General features: G+C 35.7%; 19 protein-coding genes and 1 pseudogene. 14 read left to right on the top strand and 6 right to left on the bottom strand.

Going from position 1 to position 22,589, the window contains the following annotated elements; translation table 11 throughout:
- Positions 1-226 precede the first annotated feature (226 nt).
- Complete coding sequence (locus JCM6256_RS07640; RefSeq protein WP_025081143.1) at positions 227-1,591, top strand: threonine/serine exporter family protein; 1,365 nt, start codon at positions 227-229, stop codon at positions 1,589-1,591.
- Positions 1,592-1,673: 82 nt separating this feature from the next.
- Here JCM6256_RS07640 and JCM6256_RS07635 read toward each other — a convergent pair whose 3' ends face one another.
- Entirely contained in the window at positions 1,674-4,310 is a 2,637-nt protein-coding gene (locus tag JCM6256_RS07635) for a mucin-binding protein (RefSeq protein ID WP_025081142.1), read from the bottom strand.
- Positions 4,311-4,782: 472 nt separating this feature from the next.
- The gene (locus tag JCM6256_RS07625) at positions 4,783-5,289 is read right to left on the bottom strand and encodes an aminoacyl-tRNA deacylase (RefSeq protein ID WP_025081141.1); all 507 of its coding nucleotides are present in this window, start codon (positions 5,287-5,289) and stop codon (positions 4,783-4,785) included.
- A 64-nt stretch (positions 5,290-5,353) separates the two neighbouring features.
- Between JCM6256_RS07625 and prmA the strand changes: the two genes are divergently transcribed.
- From prmA to JCM6256_RS10090, 8 genes and pseudogenes are all read left to right on the top strand, one after another.
- Positions 5,354-6,298 carry a 50S ribosomal protein L11 methyltransferase gene (gene prmA, locus JCM6256_RS07620; protein ID WP_025081140.1) on the top strand — a complete coding sequence of 315 codons (945 nt, stop codon included), beginning with the start codon at positions 5,354-5,356 and terminating at the stop codon, positions 6,296-6,298.
- Between the two features lie 22 nt (positions 6,299-6,320).
- Positions 6,321-6,692 carry a hypothetical protein gene (locus JCM6256_RS07615; protein ID WP_025081139.1) on the top strand — a complete coding sequence of 124 codons (372 nt, stop codon included), beginning with the start codon at positions 6,321-6,323 and terminating at the stop codon, positions 6,690-6,692.
- Positions 6,693-6,707: 15 nt separating this feature from the next.
- The gene (locus tag JCM6256_RS07610; protein ID WP_025081138.1) at positions 6,708-8,957 is read left to right on the top strand and encodes a RelA/SpoT family protein; all 2,250 of its coding nucleotides are present in this window, start codon (positions 6,708-6,710) and stop codon (positions 8,955-8,957) included.
- Entirely contained in the window at positions 8,957-9,394 is a 438-nt protein-coding gene (dtd, locus tag JCM6256_RS07605) for a D-aminoacyl-tRNA deacylase (RefSeq protein WP_025081137.1), read from the top strand. Before JCM6256_RS07610 ends, dtd begins: the two co-directional genes overlap by 1 nt.
- A 131-nt stretch (positions 9,395-9,525) precedes the next feature.
- The gene (locus JCM6256_RS07600) at positions 9,526-10,410 is read left to right on the top strand and encodes an Rpn family recombination-promoting nuclease/putative transposase (protein WP_025081136.1); all 885 of its coding nucleotides are present in this window, start codon (positions 9,526-9,528) and stop codon (positions 10,408-10,410) included.
- Positions 10,411-10,694: 284 nt separating this feature from the next.
- On the top strand, positions 10,695-11,981 hold the full coding sequence (hisS, locus tag JCM6256_RS07595; protein ID WP_025081135.1) for a histidine--tRNA ligase: 1,287 nt from the start codon (positions 10,695-10,697) through the stop codon (positions 11,979-11,981).
- A 5-nt stretch (positions 11,982-11,986) separates the two neighbouring features.
- On the top strand, positions 11,987-13,843 hold the full coding sequence (gene aspS / locus JCM6256_RS07590; protein WP_025081134.1) for an aspartate--tRNA ligase: 1,857 nt from the start codon (positions 11,987-11,989) through the stop codon (positions 13,841-13,843).
- Between the two features lie 259 nt (positions 13,844-14,102).
- Positions 14,103-15,223: pseudogene (locus JCM6256_RS10090) on the top strand (GH25 family lysozyme).
- An 89-nt stretch (positions 15,224-15,312) separates the two neighbouring features.
- Here the strand turns inward: JCM6256_RS10090 and JCM6256_RS07580 are convergent.
- Positions 15,313-16,497, bottom strand: coding sequence for an aminotransferase class I/II-fold pyridoxal phosphate-dependent enzyme (locus JCM6256_RS07580; protein ID WP_025081133.1), 1,185 nt, complete (start codon positions 16,495-16,497; stop codon positions 15,313-15,315).
- Positions 16,498-16,606: 109 nt separating this feature from the next.
- Between JCM6256_RS07580 and msrB the strand changes: the two genes are divergently transcribed.
- The 3 genes from msrB to JCM6256_RS07565 all read left to right on the top strand — a co-directional run bounded on the left by msrB (position 16,607) and on the right by JCM6256_RS07565 (position 19,455).
- Positions 16,607-17,032: a peptide-methionine (R)-S-oxide reductase MsrB gene (gene msrB, locus JCM6256_RS07575; RefSeq protein ID WP_025081132.1), complete on the top strand. Its 426-nt coding sequence runs from the start codon at positions 16,607-16,609 to the stop codon at positions 17,030-17,032.
- Positions 17,033-17,097: 65 nt separating this feature from the next.
- Positions 17,098-18,105: an asparaginase gene (locus JCM6256_RS07570; protein ID WP_025081131.1), complete on the top strand. Its 1,008-nt coding sequence runs from the start codon at positions 17,098-17,100 to the stop codon at positions 18,103-18,105.
- A gap of 114 nt (positions 18,106-18,219) precedes the next feature.
- Positions 18,220-19,455 (top strand): SLAP domain-containing protein, encoded by a 1,236-nt coding sequence (locus JCM6256_RS07565; protein WP_025081130.1) that lies wholly within the window; start codon positions 18,220-18,222, stop codon positions 19,453-19,455.
- Between the two features lie 140 nt (positions 19,456-19,595).
- Here the strand turns inward: JCM6256_RS07565 and JCM6256_RS07560 are convergent, their stop codons facing one another.
- Positions 19,596-20,474 carry a YitT family protein gene (locus tag JCM6256_RS07560; protein ID WP_025081129.1) on the bottom strand — a complete coding sequence of 293 codons (879 nt, stop codon included), beginning with the start codon at positions 20,472-20,474 and terminating at the stop codon, positions 19,596-19,598.
- Between the two features lie 83 nt (positions 20,475-20,557).
- On the bottom strand, positions 20,558-21,085 hold the full coding sequence (msrA, locus tag JCM6256_RS07555; protein WP_025081128.1) for a peptide-methionine (S)-S-oxide reductase MsrA: 528 nt from the start codon (positions 21,083-21,085) through the stop codon (positions 20,558-20,560).
- Positions 21,086-21,234: 149 nt separating this feature from the next.
- On the opposite strand from msrA, the gene JCM6256_RS07550 reads away from it, so the two are divergent.
- Both JCM6256_RS07550 and JCM6256_RS10085 read left to right on the top strand, forming a co-directional pair.
- Entirely contained in the window at positions 21,235-21,858 is a 624-nt protein-coding gene (locus tag JCM6256_RS07550; RefSeq protein WP_025081127.1) for a helix-turn-helix domain-containing protein, read from the top strand.
- Positions 21,859-21,876: 18 nt separating this feature from the next.
- The gene (locus tag JCM6256_RS10085; RefSeq protein WP_025081126.1) at positions 21,877-22,167 is read left to right on the top strand and encodes a hypothetical protein; all 291 of its coding nucleotides are present in this window, start codon (positions 21,877-21,879) and stop codon (positions 22,165-22,167) included.
- 56 nt (positions 22,168-22,223) lie between these two features.
- Here the strand turns inward: JCM6256_RS10085 and JCM6256_RS07540 are convergent, their stop codons facing one another.
- Positions 22,224-22,517: a hypothetical protein gene (locus JCM6256_RS07540; RefSeq protein WP_025081125.1), complete on the bottom strand. Its 294-nt coding sequence runs from the start codon at positions 22,515-22,517 to the stop codon at positions 22,224-22,226.
- Positions 22,518-22,589: the final 72 nt, after the last annotated feature.

Below are 22,589 nucleotides of genomic sequence, written 5' to 3'. Positions count from 1 at the left end.
TATGCCGGTAATGATATAAAAACGCTTTTATAAAAACTGGAGCACTGGTAGGCTTAAATGTTATTTTAATCAAAATAAAATAACAACATATTATCTAATGATATAAAATATATTTGGATACAATAACACTAAATATGAATAGTTACTTCCTATAATAAAGAAGTTTGTATAATGTGGTAAAATATATAGGCTTACTTTAAATATTGAAAGAGAAGATAGAGGAAAAATGACAGAAGAAACGGAAAAAGTAGAAGAAGCGCAGCATCACTTGTCACATCACCATCATATGAAGATTCAATGGGAAGAATTTTTCAAAAGTGATGATGATACTCTAGCAAGAAATGCTACTTTAGTTGAAAAGGGATCGCTTGTTGGTAGAATCGGCTTGATGCTTCTAGCTTGCGGAACAGGAGCCTGGCGTGTTCGTGATTCAATGGATACGATTGCTAGAACGCTTGATATTACTTGTTCAGCTGATATTGGGTTAGTTTCTATTTCATATACGTGTTTTGATGTAGACAATCAATCCTATTCTCAAACTTTGTCCTTGCCATCCACAGGCGTAAACATGACGCGTTTAAATGAAATGGAAAAATTCGTTCGCCAATTTCAAAAGGGTCACGGACACTGGACTTTAGGCCAAATTAAGCATCGGCTTGATGAAATTGAAAGTATAAAAGGAACTTATCCAACTTGGATTTCTGGCCTTGCTGCTGGCCTTGCCTGTGCCGGATTTATTTTCTTGTTAGGCGGAGGACTTCCCGAAGTTATTTGTGCTTTCTTTGGAGCCGGAATGGGTAACTATATCCGTGGAATAATGGGCAAGCATAAAATTACGCTTGTTGCCAAAATCGGTGTTGGCGTGGCAGTTGCTTGTTTAACTTATTTCATTGCTTTCCATATTATGCGGATGATTGTGCCAATGAGTTATGATCACGCTTATGGTTATATCGGCTCGATGCTGTTCGTAATTCCAGGTTTTCCATTCATCACTTCAGGTCTGGACATGTCAAAACTTGATATGCGTTCAGGACTTGAGAGAATGAATTACGCACTTTTGATTATTTTAATTGCCACAATGGCAGGCTGGGGCGTGGCTATGCTTTTGCAATTAAAACCAGGGGCAATGCCAGCTCTTCATTTATCAATTCCTGTTTTGGCCATTTTACGTTTGATTGCAAGTTTTTGTGGGGTCTTCGGCTTCTCAATTATGTTTAATTCGCGTCCATCAATGGCGATGACCGCAGCCTTTATTGGTGCGATTGCTAATACAACGCGCTTGAGCTTAGTTGATTATGCTCATATTCCAGCGGCTTTGGCGGCCTTTATTGGTGCCTTAATTGCGGGACTTCTTGCTAGTGTTGTTCGTAAGAAGGTAGGTTTCCCAAGAATTGCTTTGACTGTACCATCTATCGTTATTATGGTTCCAGGACTTTACATGTATCGTGGAGTATTCAATCTTGGAATAACCAACATCAATATTGGTGCTTATTGGTTAACAGGGGCTGTAATGATCGTAGCTGCGCTTCCAATGGGACTTTTAGCAGCGAGAATTCTTACCGACAAAAAATGGCGTCATGTCGATTTATAATTTTATAAGAATGAAAAGAAAAGAGATTAACCGAACATGGTTAATCTCTTTTTTATATATTGAATATCGGTTTGACTTTTAATTAGTCATTTTTACGCTTTTTATCAGTTAAGCCAAGCATTGTGGCGATTGTCATGAATGCCAACCCGATTAAGCCAAGCTTATTTTGTTTTTCACCTGTATGAGGTAAAACTTGTTTTGTACTTGAATCATGACTTGTTGAAGTAGAATTTGAAATTGTACTTACGTTTCTAAAAGTCTTCATATGATTATGTGTTTCATTTGAAGGGATCTTTTTATCTATATTTGTAACGTTAGTAGTATTCTTCTTGCCATGGTTATTTGAAGTATGTTTAATTTGTGGCTTTTCAGGCTTTTGCGATTTAGGCTGAACTGTACTTGTTTGTGGGATATTAGGGACTGGGGTAGAAGGTTGACTTGGCTTTTCAGGATTTGTTGGAGAGGTTGGATTGCTTGGGGTACTTGGAATTGGAGTAGGTGTTGGCGGAATTTGATCCTTAACATAAGGAACAACTACATCAATTAATGAGGCGGAAGTCAAAGCATTGATTTCGTCTTGTGTGAAAATGATGCCACCAATTTCCTTAGTACTTTTAGCAAGCAAATTGTTATCATGATTATTCAATTTTTCACTAATATTATTAGCGTCAATTGTGTAACCAGGAATAATAGGATTTTCTACAGAAGCTAAACTTCCTAAGCTCCAATCAGAATAAGTATCTTGCCTGGTTACTTTATCATGGGTTTTAGTTCTTACAAAAGTAAGAGTTGAAGAATTATATTCTGGATGAATAGTTTCTCCGGTGTTTTCATCAACATAATTAATGGTTTCTTTTAATGATTTAGTTTCTTTGCTTGTCTCAATATCATGTACAAAATGAACAACAAAATATTGCGGATCTAAATCTTTAGTATTATCAGCACGATTGTCAGTGTCGTCAAAGTTACCGTAAATACTATTTGAAGCAAAAGTTACTTTATTACCATTTTTATCTTTAATTAAGATGCCTTTAGCATTTTTTCCTTCAGTAACACCATTAAATAGATAGTGATCATTAATTAGTTGGTTGTATATTTGATCAGGTCTATCACCAAAATTGATTTCAGTTTCTGGATCACCGGTAATATCAATATGATAATCTTTGGGATTAATAAATTCACCGATTGTGTCATCGTAGAAGGTAAGATGAGCTTGCTCTTTATTAAAAGCGATTCCTGTACTACTGCCAGAAATTTCACTTGTCCAGCTTTGCTTACCATTATCAATGGTTCTACCTTTACCGTTAAATGATTGATAAGTTATAGTTTCGCCATTACCAGGGATGGTTTGGTCCGTAGTCAGCAATGTATCTATTTGAATAAAGTATGCATGCTTGCTGTAGCTTTCATCTTTTTTACCTTGAGCGGTAGGGATAAAGAAAATTTCATCTTTGCTTTGGTTAACGCTAATATCATTTCCATTTACATGTTCTTGCAAATATTTAACGAAGTCAGGGCGATAGTTATCATATTTGGTGATTTGATCATAATAACTTCCGCCACCAGGGTATGGATCTCCTTCGCCGTGACGATATCCTTCACTATCAAGAATCATATCATTGGGAACTTGAAAGACTCTGATTGAACTTGGTAAAAGCTTTTGATTACCACCAAATGAAATATTGAAAACAGCATCCATCAAAGGATGGAGATCAGGTGCGCCGCCTTTGCCGTAGTTAAAGTAAATGCCCCATTGCAAAACAGTTTGGTTATCTTGAGCATTAGTATTTTGAATATCTTCTTCGGAAATGTTGTTATAACTCTTTTCCTTGGCGACAGTTGTTTCTCCCATAGCAAAGCCTTTAACAATTTCGTCTTCTCGTACTTTATCTTTATAAGGAGTAAGATGTGCCTTTAAAATATCCATGGATTCATTGCCGGATTTTGTGCTAATGGTTAATTTAACTTCAACATCAGTACTTTTTTTGACAACTTCATTATTGCCTTGCAATGGAACTATTAAATCGAGACTTTCTGGATCCATATTTTCATTAATCCAGGTGGTTGTAAGTATACCGTTGCCTGTATTAGTAATATTCCAATTATCGTCAAGCCGGCTTGTGGTTCCAACATCCAAAGTATGAGTATTGAAATTCATAGCTTGATCATTACCAACATTTGAAAAATGGAAAGAAATAGTCTTATCAGTTGGTTGCAAATTATCTAAGCTAATATGGACATTGACCGTATCTTGGCCAACCATCATATTTTTAGTATCTTTAGGATCAACTGTAGAACTTTCTTTTCCATTTTCATCAGTTGCTTTTGTTACGACACTAATAGTGGGACTCTCTACTTTCTCAGAATTAGTATCATTGCCTGATGAAGAAGGGGATGCTAATTTTTCAGCATCTAAATCTTGTTTTTGAATATTTCCAGTCTGAGCATCTATATCATTATCACTTTTGCCGTGATCAGAACTATTGGTATGAGTGTCCTGATCGGAATTGGTTTCTTTCTCTACTTGTGAAAGTTCGGATTGGCTTGATTCACTGCTTTCAGTAGCTTTTTGTTCATCAGCATGAACAAGCTGACCGCCGCTAATGAATAACGTGGTTCCAAGTGCTGCGGCAACTAAACCGACAGAAAGCTTGCGAAAACCGAATCTTTGCTTTCCATAGAGCTTAAGGTTAAATACTCTGTCATTCTTGTGCTTCATGGAAATCTCCTCGATATAAAATATTTAAATCTACTCTGTTATGTTTTTTGCTACTCTATATAGCAAATCTAGAATACCATAAATAAATAACTTTGATAGAGTAAAATTTGTCAAAAATGGCAATTATTTTATTTTTGAGTGATTGGCTTTTATCTGATTTTATCAGACTCTGCTATATAAAAGGACCGAGCTAAAAATTTAAATGCTGTTATTTATAAAATCTTTTAATAACTAAAAATAAAAAAGACACAGAAAAAGGAGCAGTATAAAACAGCTCCTTTTTGAGTATTCAAATTTTAAGATTTAATTTAAAGCAGCTTTCATTACGATTAAAACAGCTGCAATAGCGATTGCAAAACCTATAAATCCTAGTAGTAAATTCATTTTTGTCATCTTCTCCTATTATGTTTCTTAGTAACTATATGTGGTATACAGCTACTATAACACATATAGGAAAATACTGTAAGCGGTTTTACTCTTTTAAATCATAAAAATCGGAATTGCAGAATTTTGCCAAATCTTGTGGATTAAGCCAAACACTGCGGCCGACTTCACCACTTGAACAAGCGATTTCTTCTTCATCTTTCATGCTATCATCTAAATAGATAGGCAAGTGATGGTTGAAATAAATTCCAATTGGCGTGTTGGCGCCATGAACATAGCCCGTGGTCTTTTGCAATTTCTTTAATGGAAGCATTTCGCATTTCTTATTGCCAGAAACTTTAGCAAGTTTTTTCATGCTTAAATGCTCAGTAATAGGAACAACGCCCACAAGTGGACCAGTTTTATTTCCTTCACAGACAAGAGTCTTGTAGACTAAATGTTCTTTGTCTTTTAAAATAGAAGTATCCATCTGCGCAACACCACCGCTATCTTCGTGGGTCGCAAATGAAGCTTGACGATATTTGATCTTATTTTGGTCGAGAATTTTTTCGACCAAAGTTTTTTCAAGTTTATTTTTCTTTTTCTTCTTTGACATGTTTTATCACCCAAAAATATGATAGCATTGCCAAAAGGATTTTCAAAAGGGAGTTCTATATATAATGAAATTACTTGTAATTAAAATTGAAACTAGTCATGAAGTTGAAGATGCTTTAAGCATTTTTGCTCAAGATAATTTAAATGCATTAGGTGTTGAATCAAGAAAGCGTAGCGACTTTGAACAAGCTGGCTGGCTTCATGACTCAACTGTTGTAGAAATGGATGACATTAAGGATTTGCCAGAAGATATGCAATTCATGGCATACTTTGATGAAGAAGCAGATAAAGATGCTTTGGTTAAAAAATTTAGCGACAAGCTTGAAGAACTTAAAGGTTATGGTTTAAGTATTGGCGAAGCTGAAATTTCTACAAATTATATTGCTGATCAAGATTGGAACACTGCTTGGCAAAAGTATTATCATGTTATTGATTTTTCTCGCCACTTGGCAATTGTGCCAGAATGGGAAGACTACAAGCCAGCTTTTAAAGACCAACAATTAATTAAACTTGATCCAGGTTTAGCTTTTGGTACAGGAAATCACAAGACAACTCAACTTGCTATGATGGGACTTGAACGTGCCATGATTAAGCCAATGAGTGTTGTTGATGTTGGTACAGGCTCAGGAATTTTGGCAATTGCAGCTTCTAAACTTGGTGCAACAGATGTTTTGGCAACAGATATTTCTGATGAATCAATGACTGCTGCTAAGCAAAACTCAGCTTTGAACGATTTAACTAACATTCGTGTTCAAAAGACAAGCTTGCTTGCTGATGTAGAAGGCAAATTTGATATTATTGTTGCTAATATTTTGGCTGAAATTTTGCTTGATTTAATTCCGCAAATGGATGCTCATTTAAACGAAGGCGGTCAAATTATTTTCTCAGGTATTGATTATTTACAATTGCCTAAGATTGAAAAGTCGCTTGATGAAGATGGCTTTAAGATAGATTTGACAATGAAACAAGGTCGATGGATCGGACTTGCTATTACTAGAAAAGATAAGTAAAATAAAGGAAAATTAAACTTTGATGAGAAGATTACGACTTTTCGCACAAAAGATAGAATCAATTCCATTTATTAAAAAACTAAATCAATACAAATTTATGCCGGTGATTTGGTGGAGTATTTTAGTTGCAGTATTACCATATATTTGTAGTATCTGTCATGTTCCGGCTGTATGGCGAATTGGACTTTTGTTCATTATTGTAAATAGTGTTATCAGTTATCATGTTGGTAAATTGATTCTGATATTAAAATTAAAACGCTGGTGGTTATTGTGCTTACCCATCTTGTTTTGTTTGGCAATTTTGCCTAAGTTTGCAAATTATAATTTGGTTTTCGGTCTGATTTATCTTATCTTTGAACTGTTTGGCTTAATGTATAAAAATATCTACCGTTAGAAGGGATGATCTGCAATGTCTAAATACGTTGAAATGACGCATGATCAGGTAATTGATACCTGTAGAAAATATATGAATGATGAGCAAATTGCTTTTGTTGAAAAAGCTTATGAATTTGCAAATAAAGCACATGCCGGTCAAAAGCGTGCATCAGGTCAACCTTATATTATTCACCCAACTCAAGTAGCAGGGACTTTGTCAACTTTAGGGCTTGATCCAGATACTATTGCAGCAGGTTTTTTACACGATACAGTTGAAGATACGCCCGTAACTAATGACGACATTAAAGAGAACTTTGGTGAAGATGTTGCATTTATCGTTGATGGCGTAACCAAGCTTAACAAGTATCAATATAAATCACATCAAGAATTTTTAGCTGAAAATCACCGTAAAATGCTTATTGCTATGGCACAAGATTTGCGGGTTATTATGGTTAAATTAGCCGACCGTTTGCATAATATGCATACTTTGCAACACCTTCGTCCTGATAAACAAAGACGAATTGCGTCAGAAACAATGGATATTTATGCACCACTTGCTGATCGTTTGGGTATCGGAACTATTAAGTGGGAACTTGAAGATATGAGTTTTCACTACTTAAACCCAGAAGCATACTATCGCATTGTTAGCTTGATGGATGTTAAGCGCAGCCAACGCGAAAAGTATATTTCTGATGCCATTTCAGTAATGAAGGATACTTTAGATGGTTTAGGCATTAAGTATGAAATTTATGGCCGGCCTAAGCATATTTATTCAATTTACAAGAAAATGGTCAACAAGCATAAAGATTTTGATGAAATTTATGACTTGCTTGCTATTCGTGTAATTGTTAAAACTGTGCGGGATTGTTATGCCGTTTTAGGTGCCGTCCATACTGAATGGAAACCAATGCCGGGTCGCTTTAAGGATTATATTGCTGTTCCTAAGGTTAACGGCTATCAATCTCTTCATACAACCATTATCGGACCAGGTGGCAAACCACTTGAAATTCAGATTAGAACTGAACAAATGCATGAAGTTGCTGAATACGGTGTGGCCGCTCACTGGGCATATAAGCGTGGTAATTTCACTGGCGTTCAAGAAAGTTCTTCAGGTGAAAAGCTTGATATGGTTCGTGAAATCCTTGAATTAAAGGATGAGACTAAAGACGCTGGCGAATTTATGAAGAGCGTAAAAAGCGACATTTTCTCAGATCGTGTTTACGTCTTCACGCCACGTGGTGAAGTTTATGAACTTCCAAAAGGTTCTGTAACTTTAGACTTTGCATACGCAATACACACTCAAGTTGGTAGTCATGCTGTTGGTGCAAAAGTTAATGGCAAGCTTGTTCCACTAGACTACAAGCTTAAAAATGGTGACGTTATTGAAATTATGACGCAAACCAATGCTACGCCTTCACGTGACTGGATGGACATGGTGAAAACTTCACGTGCGCGAAACAAGATTCGCCGTTACTTCAGAGCTTTAGATCGTGATGATAGCATTGAACATGGTAAGCAAGAAGTTGCTGACTTATTGCGTGAAAATGGCTTAAATGCTAGAGAGTTCATGGATAAAGAGCATATTGAAAATCTCCTTGAACACTTTAACTATAAGACCGAAGATGAATTGTTTGCTGCTGTCGGTTTTGGTGATCAATCCGCAATGGGTGTTTACAACCGGTTGACTTTTGATATTCGCTGCAATGAAGAAATCGAAAAGCAAAAGAAGCGTGAAGAAGCAATTTTGAACGCTGGTCAGCAGGCAGTTCAAGAGAAGAAGCAGACTAAGTCAAATGGTTCTTCAGTAATGAAGATAAAACATAAGAATGGCGTCATGATTCAAGGCGTTAGTGATTTGATGCTTCATTTGGCTAAGTGCTGCAACCCTGTTCCTGGGGATGAAATTATTGGTTACGTTACTAAAGGACGTGGAGTAACAATTCACCGTACTGATTGTCGCAATATTACCAAAGAAGCAGAAGATCAAGGCCGCTTGATTGATGTTGAGTGGGAAAATGTTGAAGAAGGGGAGAGTACCCGTGCTTCATTTAATGCCAATATTGAAATCTTCGGCTACAATCGTGGCAATTTGCTTAGTGATGTAATTAATAAGCTTAAGTCGTTGACCAGTAACATTAATAATATTTCTGGTAAGGTTAACGATGAAAATATTGCGCATATTTATGTAACTGTTGCGGTTAAAAATGCCCAACAATTAGAAGATATTTTAGGCAAATTGCGTGATATTCCAGATGTTTACGAGACAAAGAGGTCAGATAATTAATGCGAGTTGTAATTCAAAGAGTTAATCACGCTCAAGTTGATATTGATGGAAAAACTGTCGGTAAAATTAGCAAAGGTTTTCTTTTATTAGTCGGTCTAAAAGACGGTGACGAATTATCAGTTGTTAAAAAGGCCGCTGATAAAATTGCTAAGATGCGTATTTTTGAAGATGAAAATGGTAAAACCAATTTATCTTTGAAAGATGTGGGTGGCGAAATTTTAAGCGTCAGTCAATTCACGCTTTTGGCAAATACCAAGAAGGGCAACCGTCCAAGTTTTGTTGAAGCAATGCGTCCACCTAAGTCAAAAGAATTGTGGGAAGACTTTAATAAAGAACTTGAAGCTGATGGTTTTCATGTTGAAACCGGAGAGTTTGGTGCTGACATGCAAGTTAGCCTAGAAAACGATGGTCCATTCACTATTGTGTTGGATTTATAATTTAAATAAATATGAATCAGTTCATTAACTTGAACTGATTTTTATTTTGACTTTTTCGGTAAAATTAATATTTTTTGCGTATATATAAATGAGGAGCTTTTTCTCCTACATTAAAAAGAGAGCAGGACCATATGAAAAAACAAGAATGGTTCGGATTTACCGAAGATAAAGTATTTGGTTGGGTGATGGAAGACAAAGAGTTTTGTAAATATATTCTTCAAATTATTTTGCCAGAAATCAAAATTAAAAGAATTGATTGGTTGGAGAAACAAAAAGAACTAAATGATTATCATCGCGATCAAAAGGATGTTAGATTAGATATTTTAGTTGAAGATGAGGATCATCGCTTGTATGATGTTGAAATGCAAGTTTCTAATAAGCATGATCTGGGAGCAAGAATGAGATATTATCTATCAAAAATGGACAGTGAATATAGTTTAGGCAAAGGAAAAACATATCATGATTTAAAAGAGGCATATATCATATTTCTCTGTCCTTTTGATCCTGAAGGTGAGGGATTATTAAAATATTCGGCGCATACATATTTAGATCAAAATCGGGCAAAAAGATTGAATGATGGTTCGCACAAAGTTATTATTAATTCAAAAGGTTCTTTTAAAGGTATAAGTACCGATTTACAAGGGTTAGCACGACTTATGAATAATGAACCAGTAAAATTAAATAAACATTTTGATTATGCACAAAGTAAAATTAGAGAAATAAATGATGATCCGGAAAAGAGGTCGATAATTATGGAATATGAAACTAAGATGCTTGAGCGAGAACGGGATGCAGAAGAAATTGGTATGCAGAAAGGTATGCAAGAAGGTATGAAAGAAGGCATGCAAGAAGGTATGAGGCAGGGTGTGACTAAAGGCACTATTGAAACAGTTAAAAAAGATATAAAAAGTTACCGCAAGTTTGGTATTCCTGATGATCAGATTTTAGAAGAATTAATTACCAATTTTTCAGATATTATTTCTGTTGTAAAATTAAAACAATTGATGAAAGATTAAACTAAATCGCTTACATAGGTTGACTTTATACGTTTAAAACCATAAACTAAAAAGGAATTATCGATGACAAAGAATGAAGATTAGCACAGGTCATTTTAAAGAGACTGCTTGTTAGGTGAAAGAGCAGAATGATCTTAGTCTGTGACACCTTTATCAGATAATGGATCGTTTCGCGAGCGTTAATCGCAGCAAGCAAAAGGTGGTACCGTGCTAGTTTTCGAGCGCCCTTGATTCAGTTCAAGGACGCTCTTTATTTTTGTTAATTAAATTAAAAGGATGATTAAATGAGAGTTCAAAGACCTAAAGGTACAGTTGATATCTTGCCAGAAGCCTCAGGTTCTTGGGAAAAGGTAGAAGCAACTGCTAGAAACTTTTTCAAGCGTGCAAATTACCGTGAAATGCGTACGCCAAGTTTTGAAAATTATGAAGTTTTCTCACGTTCAAGTGGTGAAAGTTCAGATGTTGTTGAAAAGGAAATGTACGATTTCAACGATAAGGGTGGCCGTCATATTGCCCTTCGTCCAGAAGGTACAGCTGGCGTAGTTCGTGCTTATGTTGAAAATAAATTGTATGGTCCAGACGTAGTTAAGCCATTTAATGTTTACTACATTGACAACACTTTCAGATATGAAAGACCTCAAGCTGGCCGTCAACGTGAATTCCACCAAATCGGTGTTGAAAGTTTTGGCTCTGCAAGTCCACTTGCTGATGTTGAAACTATTATGATGGGTCACGATCTTTTGGCAGAACTTGGTGTTAAGAACTATGAATTGCACATTAACACTTTAGGTAATGCAAAGGTTCGTCAAGATTATCACGATGCTTTGGTAAATTACTTTACTCCACTTAAAGATCAACTTTCAGAAGATTCACAACGTCGTTTGGGGATGAATCCACTTAGAATTTTGGATTCCAAGGCAGAAGAAGATAAGAAGTTCTTGCCAGATGCACCTAAGATTGTTGATTACTTGGATGATGAATCAAAGAAGAACTTTGAAACTATTACCAATATGCTTGATCAACTTGGCATCAACTATGTAATGGACGATGATTTAGTTCGTGGTCTTGATTACTACACTGGCATTATCTTTGAATTTATGGTTGAAGATAAGAATCTTTGGGAATCTGCAACAACTATTCTTGGTGGTGGTCGTTACGATCACTTGGTACAAGAATTTGATGGCCCAGAAACTCCAGCTGTTGGTTTTGGTATTGGTGAAGAAAGATTGATGCTTGTTTTGAAAGAACAAAATCCTGATTTATTCAAGGATGAAGGTATCGATTTCTTCATTACCAATATTGGTGAAGGTACTGAAATCAAGACTGTTGAAATTGCTCGCTCACTTCGCAAGCAAGGTTTCAAGACTCAATACGATGTTGATCAAAAGAAGCTTAAGCAACAATTCAGAAAAGCTGATCGTGTTCACGCTAAGTACGTAATTACTTTAGGTGCTAAAGAACTTGAAAACGGCACTTTGAACATTAAGCGTTTGGCTGATGGTAAGACTATTGATCTCAGTCTTGAAGATTTAAATGATATGCAATCTGTAATGGAAAAATTAAAGGACTAATAAATATGGAACATATGGACAAAAGAACTGACTATTGTGGCAATATTACTGCTAAGTATGAAGGCCAAGAAGTAACTTTATTTGGTTGGGTACAACGTGTACGTAACCTTGGTAACTTGGTATTTATTGATTTACGTGACCGTGAAGGTATCGTGCAAGTTGTTGTTAACAAAGATTCTGGTAAGGAATTAATGGATATTGCTGACAGCTTGGGCAGTGAATACTGTATTGAAGTTAAGGGTAAGGTTGTTAAGCGTTCAGACGTAAACCCAAACATGAAGACTGGTGAAGTCGAAGTTGATGCAACTGAAATTGACGTTTTAAACAAGTCAAAGGTTCCACCATTTGAAATTAAGGATGACATTAACGCTGCTGAACAAACTCGTTTGAAGTACCGTTACCTTGATCTTCGTCGTCCAACTTTGCAAAGAGCAATTATCTTGCGTGCTAAGATTTTGAAGGCTGTTCACGAATTCTTTGACGAAAATGGCTTCATTGATATTGAAACTCCAATCTTAGGTAAGTCATCTCCAGAAGGTGCTCGTGACTACTTAGTTCCATCAAGAATCTACCCAGGTAGTTTTTACGCATTGCCACAATCACCACAATTGTTCAAGCAACTTTTGATGGGTGCCGGCTTTGATAAGTACTACCAACTTGCTCGTTGTTTCCGTGACGAAGACCTTCGTGGTGACCGTCAACCAGAATTTACTCAAATTGATATGGAAACTTCATTCCTTGATGAAAAGGGTGTTCAAGATTATACTGAAGGCCTTTTGAAGAAGGTTATGAAGGATGTTATGGGTATCGACCTTAAGACTCCAATCAAGAGAATTACTTGGACTGACTCAATGAACAAATATGGTTGTGATAAGCCAGATACTCGTTACGAAATATTTATTCATGATTTAAGCCCAATTTTCAAGGATTCAGACTTCAAGGTGTTCTCAGGCGCAATTGCTGACGGTGGCTACGTAAAGGGTCTTGCTGTTAAGGGCGGTGCTGAAAAGTACTCACGTAAGAAGATTGATGAAAAGGCAGACTTCATCAAGCGTTTCCACGCAAAGGGCTTAGCTTGGGTTAAGTATGAAGATGGTGAATTCTCAGGTCCTGTTTCTCGTTTCTTGACTGATGAAAACAAGGAAGCATTGAAGAAAGAATTCGATCTTGAAGGCGGAGAATTAGTTGTCTTTGTTGCTGACAAGTGGAAGGTTTGTTGTGATTCATTAGATCACTTACGTCGTGATTTTGCTCGTGAAACTGGCATTATTCCTAAGGGCGTATTTGACTTTGTATGGGTTGTTGACTGGCCATTATTCGAATACGATGAAGGTCTTGGCCGCTGGATCGCAGCTCACCACCCATTCACCATGCCAGATGATGAAGGAATTAAGCTTCTTGATACTGATCCTCATAAGGCTCACGCACGTTCATACGATATTGTTATGAATGGTGATGAAATGGGTGGTGGATCAATCCGTATCCACAAGCGTTCAATCCAAGAAAAGATGTTCAAGGCTTTAGGCTTCACTAAGAAGAGAGCTTATGAACAATTTGGTTACTTAATGGATGCTTTAGACATGGGCTTCCCACCTCACGCAGGTTTGGCTATTGGTTTGGATCGTTTCGCTATGATGCTTGCTCAAAAGGAAAATATTCGTGACGTTACTGCATTCCCTAAGAATGCTTCAGCTTCAGAACCAATGATGCATGCTCCAGCACCTGTAACTGACCAACAACTTGAAGACATTGGTATTCAAGTTGATCCTTCATTCGAAAAGAGTGTTAAGGAAACTGAAGCTCGTCTTGAAAAAGAAGCTCAAGAAGATGCCGATAAGAACTCAACTTGGGATGAAGACTAATTTAGTTAATAATTGAAAATTATTAGAGAAAAAGTGTAGATTATCTATGCTTTTTCTTTTTTTACAAAAATATAGTTCTTGTAAATCTATTGTAATTTTACAAGCAAAATTTTCTGCTATGATAATGTAAGTAGATATAGAGAGAAATCTATTTATCATATTTAATTATTGAAACTAAAAAATAAAAAATTAATCATAAGAGGGATTTAAGTGCAAAAGAGAAATAAAAAAAATTTTAAATATTTTAGCATGTGCAGGTATGCTCGCAACAGCAGCTATTTCAGTAGAAAGTACTCAAAAGGGTACAGATTTTAGTCATACTATTAATGCTGCTAAGAAAAAGAAGAAGTCAGTTAAGGCACGTTCATATGGTGTGGATGTAGCTAACTATCAATCATCAAGTTTAAAGAGTCACGCTAATGCAGGTGCTTCTTTTGCAATTGTAAAAGTAAGTGAAGGTACAGGTTATAGAAATCCAAAGGCTTCAGCACAAATTGCTAGTGCCAAGCTAATGGAATGATGCCAATGTCATACCACTTTGCTTTGTTTGGTGCCAACGCTAGTGCTGCTAAGGCAGAAGCAAACTATGCAATTTCTTCAGCAAAGGCTTTTGGTCTTCCTAAGGGTTCATACATTGCTTGTGACTGGGAAACTGGTGACGGAAATAATGTAAATGGTGGTAGAGATGCAAGTGCTAATGCAATTATTGCTTTCATGAAGAAGGTTAAGGCTGCAGGTTACAAGCCACTTCTTTACTCAGGTGCATCACTTCTTAATAACAACATTAATACTGCTAAGGTAAACGCTGCATTTCCAAATTCACTTTGGGTAGCCTCATACGCAACTATGGGTAGAATTGATACTCCTAACTTTAATTACTTCCCATCAATGGATGGTGTAGCTATTTGGCAATTTACTGATAACTGGCGTGGTCTTAATGTTGACGGAAATATTAGCTTGCTTCCACTTTCATATGGCGGTGCTTCAAGCCAAGCTCCAAAAGCCAAGAGCATAACTACTAAGAAAAAAGTTATGACTAAGTCATATGTTTATGATAAGAATGGTCAACGTAAAGGTAATAAATCAGTAGCTGCTTATAAGAAGGTTTCAGTTCTTGGTGGTGCTGTAAATATTAATAACGTTCAATATTACCGTATTGGTAAAAACTCATACATTAAACTTGAAAATGTTGATGGTGCAAAACGTGTATTGAAGAATACAGCAACTGTTTATGATAAGCATGGCAATGCAGTAAGTGGTACTCCAGCTGTAGCAAAGGGTACAACAGTTCCAACTTACGGTAATCCAAGAAGTATTAATGGCAAGACATACTACAGAATTAATAAGGGTCGTTACATTTTAGTTTCTGATTTTAACTAAAACAGATCAATTAAGTATAAAGAAAAAGGCTAGACGAGATGTCTAGTCTTTTTTGTATCTAAAAGTATTTTTACATGTTATAGGCTATGTTAAATATTGTCAACATATTTTTTGATTCTGCGAAGTGCTTCTTGGAGATCTTCAGTTGATGAGGCATAAGATAAACGAACATATCCTTCGCCGCCTTTACCGAAATAACGACCGGGAGTTACCCCAACTTTTGCCTTGCTAGCTAATTCGTTTGCAAAAGCAACATCATCTTGACCAAAAGTATCAGGAATTTTTGCAAAAATATAGAACGCACCTTGAGGGGTTGAGAGTTCAAAACCAAGATCTTCTAAACCTTTTTTCATGAAAATAAGACGATCTTCGTATATTTTTCTAGATTTTAATGGATCATCTTGGCCATTGTTTAAAGCTTCAATAGCTGCAGCTTGTACGTTATCAGTAACGGAAGTAACTAAGAAAGCATTAATCTTACGAATACTTTGCATAATTTGGCTTGGTGCAGCAATAAAACCAAGTCTCCAACCGGTCATTGCGTAAGCTTTTGAAAGGCCAGAGATAAGAATATTTCTTTCAGGAATATATTCTGAAAGTGAATGATGAACATTATTGTCGTAAACAAGTTCGGCATAAATTTCGTCACTAATAGAGAAGAGTTGATACTTAGTAATTACTTTAGCTAAGCCCTTTAAAGTTTCTTCAGGATAAACTCGTCCTGTTGGATTAGATGGATCAGTTAAGATAATTGCTTTGGCACCTTTACCTTCGCCGTTTAATACTTCTTCTAAATGTTCAGGAGTTAAAACAAACCCATCTTTTGAAGTATCTATTTGAACAGGGATAGCTCCTGTTAATTTAATAAGCTGAAAATAGAGTGCCCAAACAGGGGTCGGTACTAAAATTTTATCTCCAGGATTTAATATTGCCATAAAGACATCGTTTAAGGCTCCCGTAGCACCAACAGTTACACAAATTTCACTTTCGGGATCATAATCAACATTTATGCTGCGCTTAAGATAATTACTAAAAGCTTTAAGAAGTTCAGGCTTACCGGCTTGAGGAGCATAGTGTGAATCATTAGCTTCAATGTCTGCTATAGCGGCCTTTTTAACATGATCTGGGGTATTTAAATCAGGTTCACCGATCGTTAATTTAATGATTCCTGGAATAGTTGACGCTTTAGCATCAAAAGCTCTAATTTTTGATGGAGATAAAGTATTTAAGCGAGTATTAAGAGTCATTGATAAATCATCAGCTAATTTTGGCATAATTCAATATTCCTTCCTTTGTAAAAATATTTTATAGGACCATGGTTCTTGAAACAACATTTTTTTGTAAAAATTTGTTATATTAGACGAAAAGGAAGAAGGTGATAGGATGAATTTTGATAAAGAAAAACGGTTAAAAGAATTAGATGCTGAACAATATCAAGTAACTCAAAATGCTGCAACAGAATATCCTTTTACAGGTAAATATGATGATTTCTATGAAAAAGGAATTTATGTTGATATAGTTTCAGGTGAACCGCTTTTTTCTAGTCAGGATAAATATAATGCAGGTTGTGGCTGGCCCAGTTTCACTAAGCCAATTAAGAAGCTTCAATATCACCGTGATCAATCACATAATATGGAAAGAACAGAGGTTAAAAGCCCAGAAGCTGATTCACATTTAGGTCACGTTTTTACTGATGGTCCAGCAGATAAAGGTGGTTTACGCTATTGTATTAATTCTGCGGCATTAAAGTTTATCCCATACGCTGACTTAGATAAAGAAGGATATAGTAAATACAAAGAAATTTTCTAGCCTAAGGAAAGTCTTATCATTTGTTGCTATAATTAAGACGACAATTAATGAAAAGGGCTGATAGTATGGCGGAAAAGAAATTATTATTGCTTTCAACAGGAGGCACGATTGCTTCGGCAGTGTCTGATGAAGGCCTTGTACCAAAAGAATCTGGGGAAGATTTACTAAAAAGAGTAAGTAATTTGCCTTATGATATTGATGTCAAAGACATTTTACAGTTGGATTCATCAAATATTCAACCAGAAGAATGGCGAAAAATTGCTGAAAAAATTTATGAATATCGTAATGATTACGATGGTATTGTTTTGTCTCACGGAACAGATACAATGGCTTATACTGCGTCTATGCTATCTTTTATGCTTCAAAATATTGAAATACCCGTTGTTTTAACTGGAAGCCAAGTGCCAATCAATGTTGTTTTATCAGATGCTCCTGATAATTTACGGTTGGCATTTGCAGCTGCGGCAACTTGCAAGCCGGGAATTTATCTCGCCTTTGACCGGAAAATCATGCTTGGTTGCCGCAGTGTAAAGGTGAGAACAATTAACTTTGATGCATTTGAGAGTGTCAATATTCCGCCTGTGGCTAGAGTCACTTCGGATGGCATTGTTTTTAATAAAGACGTGCAAATTCACAAATGTAATAAAAAATGTGTTTTAAACACAAAAATTAATCCACATGTTGCAATGATAAAGCTCTTTCCAGGTTTTGATCCGTATCTGCTTGAAGCGATGGTTGATAATGGCTGTCGTGGGATTGTTATTGAAGGATATGGTCTGGGCGGGATGAACTACATTCGCCGTAATATTGTTGGTGCGATTGGAAAATTAATTAAAAAAGATATTCCAGTTGTTGCCAGCAGTCAATGTCTATATGAAAGAAGTGATTTGACTAAATATGAAGTCGGTCGACTTGCACTTCTTGAAGGTGCTATAAGCGCACGTGATATGACATCAGAAAGTGCCATTACAAAATTGATGTGGGCTCTTGGTCAAGGAATGGATGTACATGAAGTAGCACAATTTTTTGATACAGATGTTGTAGGTGAAGTAACAATTGAAGACGAAAAGTAAAATTTTTGAGTCAATATTGTAAGAACATCTTAATATTTTGTAGCATACAAATCATGTTATGATACTTTTAGATTAATTAAGATATAAAAAAGAAGATAAAAACGGGGGAATTTGATGCAAGTTAGAAATAAGAAGCTTTTAGGGATGCTGGCATGCGCAAGTGCCTTGAGCGGTATTGGTGTAGTTGCTAGTACGCAAGTTCCAACAATTTCAAATAATTTAACTGCTCAAGCTGCGAAAACTTCAGTTGCTGCTAGACAATATGGTGTTGACGTAGCAAGTTATCAAAGTTCTGATGTATCTAGTTTTGCAAATGCCGGTGGACAATTTGCGATTGTTAAAGTAAGTCAAGGAACTACATATCGTAATCCTAAAGCATCTAGTCAAATTTCTAGTGCGATTTCAAATAATATGATGCCAATGGCATACCATTTTGCTACATTTGGTGCTAATGCTTCAGCAGCTGTTGCAGAAGCAAATTATGCAATTTCTTCAGCTAAGGCTTTAGGTCTTCCGAATAATTCATATATTGCTTGTGACTGGGAAACAGGTTCTGGTAATAATGTGAATGGAGCAAAGGCTGCTAATACAAATGCAATTTTGGCATTTATGAAGCAAGTTAAGCAGGCTGGATATCAACCATTATTGTATTCAGGAGCATATCTTTTAAGAAATAACATCAATACAGGCTCAATTACAAGCCAATTTCCAAATTCACTTTGGGTAGCTTCGTATGCAACTATGGGTAGAATTGATAATCCAGATTTTAACTACTTCCCATCAATGGATGGTATAGCTATTTGGCAATTTACAGATAATTGGCGCGGACTTAATGTAGATGGAAACATTACTTTGCTTCCACTTTCTTACAATAGTACTTCTACACAAGCTCCAGTTACTGCTACAACTACAAATAACAGTAATAGTTCATTTGCTGAACAGGCTAAACCAACTAATAACAATACAACTACTTCTTCGAGCTCTGAAGTAAAAACTGCTAAGACTGTTATGCATAAGGCATACATTTACGATAAAAATGGTAACCGTGTAGGTAATAGCGCAATTGGTGCTTACCGCACAATTACTGTTTTAGGCGGTGTTGTACAAATTAATGGTAAAAACCATTACAAGATTGGTGATAATCAATATGTTGCTTTAGGCAATGTTGATGGTACTTTGCGTACTTTAGGACGCAATGCTTATGTTTACAACAACAAAGGCCAACGTGTCTACGTACCAACCTTGAGAAAGGGCAGTTCAGTAAAAACTTATGGTACACGTGTACATATTAATGGCAAGTCTTACTATAGAATTAATAAGAACCGCTACGTTAAAGTTGGTAATTTTTAAATATTGATTTATAGAATAAAAGAGCGTAAGGATTTAGATCTTACGCTTTTTTGCTATATTTTAAATAATTTTTGCTTATAGGGTAAGGGTATAATCAAAAAGCTATAACCCTTGATATATAAGGATTATAGCTTTTATTTTTAAACAATCTCTTGTTCTTTGAAGCGTCCGTAGACTTTTTCTACTTCACTTACACTCATAAATGCATAAGGATCAGCCTTACGAACAATTTGACGAATATCATACATATCGTATCTATCGATAATTGTGATCAAAACTGTCTTTTCAGTATGACCGTATGCACCTTCTGCATCATGCAAAATCGTAATTCCACGGTGCATCTTATCTTGAATACCATCAATAATATCCTGAGGATGCTCAGTAATAATCATTACTTGCATCTTCTTGTGTTGGGTATAAACAGCGTCAATTACTCGCCCATTAATAAAAATAGTCAAAGCTGAGTAAAGTGCGCGCGTCCAACCAAAAACAAATCCAGCGGCAGCAATAATAATCAAATTGACTAAAATATTAAACTTACCGTAACTTGTTCCTGTTTTCATTCTGAAAACAATTCCAACAATATCAAGGCCGCCTGTTGAAATCCCGTTCTTTAAAGCAAAGCCTGTTCCAAAGCCATTAATTGCCCCACCGAAGATTGCACATAAAAGTGGATCCCAATGCACGTTTAATGGCTGAACAACTTTCATCATGATTGAACCCATGATAACTGCAACTGCCGTAAAGAAAGTAAATTTATGGCCAATTTTTGTCCATCCCAAAACAAACAGTGGAATGTTCAAAACAAAGTACATTAAAGACGTTGAAATCTCAAATGGTAAAAAACGCTGACTAATTGAATTAATTAACTGGGCAAAACCTGTAATCCCTGACGAGTACATGTGTCCTGGTGTCCAGAAAAAATTCAATGCGATAGCCACGGCTAATGAATAAACAAATGCCGCAGATATCTTAGAAACAAAATTATATTTTCTATTAAATTTGTCTAATTGATCCATAGATTATATTAAGTCCTATTAAAAAACTAATTTGACTACTATTCAATTCTAACAAAACTTACAGACCAAACCAACATATAAGGTTAATTCTTCCAATTCTTTTGATATTCAGCACGACCACCAGATTCTTCCAACTGATAACGAGACGGATCTTTCTTATAAAAGTCTTGGTGATATTCTTCAGCTGGATAAAAGGTACTGGCCTTTTCAATCTTTGTCACAATTGGCTTATCAAAACGGCCACTTTCAGATAATTCTTTTTTAGATTCCTCGGCAATCCTTTTCTGCTCTTCAGAATTATAGTAAATTACTGGTCGATATTGATCACCACGATCTTGAAATTGTCCTGTTGCATCAGTAGGATCAGCAACTTGCCAATAGGTTTCGACTAATTTTTTATACGGAAAAATCTGGGGATCAAAAGTAATTTCAACAGCTTCTGTATGGCCTGTTGTACCTGAGCAAACTTGTGCGTAAGTTGGATTTTTAACATGTCCACCAGTATAGCCACTCACGACTTTTTCAATTCCTGGCAAAGAATCAAATGGCTCCACCATGCACCAAAAGCATCCTCCGGCAAAGATAGCTGTATCAAGATTTGTCTTCATCATAAAATAATCCTTCTTTAAGCAACGAATGTAAATCTAATAATTAATAACATTCTAATTATTAAGCATTATTAGTCAAGGTGTTTTACTCTTATCTATATTTATGTAATTTCGTATTGCATTAATGTATAATATAAAAAAGAGGTGAAAAAATGACTTTAGGTCAAAAATTAAAAGATTTGAGAAAATCAAAATATTTAACTTTAGAACAATTAGCCGAAAATTTAAACGAGTTGGATGAAAATGCTTCTTTTAGTAAAGGACGTTTGAGCCGTTGGGAAAATGATGCAGATGAGCCTAGAATTTCGTCTTTAAAAACTGTAGCTCAATACTATTGTAAAAGCTTGGATTATTTTTTTGAGGATATAATCACTATTGATAAGGTTTCAGCGAATGTTTATAAAGTGCCTGTAATTGGTGAAATTACATGTGGTGAAGCAATCACGGCAGAACAAAATATTGAAGACTATACTAATGTATCTTTTGATACTAAACCTACTAATACTGTTTTCGCCTTGCATTGTAAGGGTCACTCAATGGAACCAACCATTCCAGATAACTCATTAGTAATCATTGAAGAAACTACTGTGGAAGATGGTGAAATTGGTGCTGTGCTAGTAGATGGAAACACCCGTGCAACACTTAAAAGAATCAAGCATGTTGGTAATTCAATAATTTTAAATCCCGATAATAGAAATTATGAACCTATCATCCTTGATTCTAAACACCAAGGTAGAATCATTGGTAAAGCTATAAAATACATAGTACCCCTATAAATAGAAAGAGGTACTAAAATGTTTAACAAGGAAGCGAGAAAAGCAAAAAAACAAGCAAAATTAGAAAAGAAACAAGCAAAACTTGAGAAATTGAACTTATATCGTATGAGTTGCCCACGTTGTAAATCTGAAGATTTTACTATTTTGGGACAACACAAAAAGGGCTTTTCAGTTGGTAAAGCCGTGGTAGGTACTGCCTTAACTGGTGGCGTTGGTTCATTAGCAGGTTTTGCAGGTAAAAAATCAAAGAAGTTAGATATTATTTGTAATAAGTGTGGTCGTCAATATAAGGCTAAGCCAATTTCTTAATGATCAAAAATAAAGTAGCTCTAATCCAAAGAATGGGTTAGAGCTACTTTTTAATATTAAAATAAGCTAGTCATATATTGGTTAACTGCACGTTGTTGCATTTCTTCCCAGCTATTAAATTTTGTTTCTTTTTTAACGAAAGCATTTAATTTATCTTGAGGCATTGCATCTAAAGCGGGGAATTCCTTTACGCCAGCTTCTCTTACAAAAACGTCAATTGTAGTAAAGCTGGTATTTTTTTGCATAAATTGAGGATTAAATAAGTCTTGATAAGAAACAGCTTGTTGAGGGCCATTATCTTCAGCTAATCTTTCAAGATCTTGTTTTAATTGTTCTTTATCACTATTCATGTTTAAACCTTCTTTCAAAATACTAAAATTATAACATGAAAAAAGGCTGCTAAAATATAGCAGTCCTTTAAT

Origin of the sequence: Lactobacillus hamsteri DSM 5661 = JCM 6256, assembly GCF_000615445.1 — a bacterium.
Classification (GTDB): Bacteria; Bacillota; Bacilli; order Lactobacillales; family Lactobacillaceae; genus Lactobacillus; species Lactobacillus hamsteri.
This window is presented reverse-complemented; position numbering and strand designations above follow the sequence as displayed.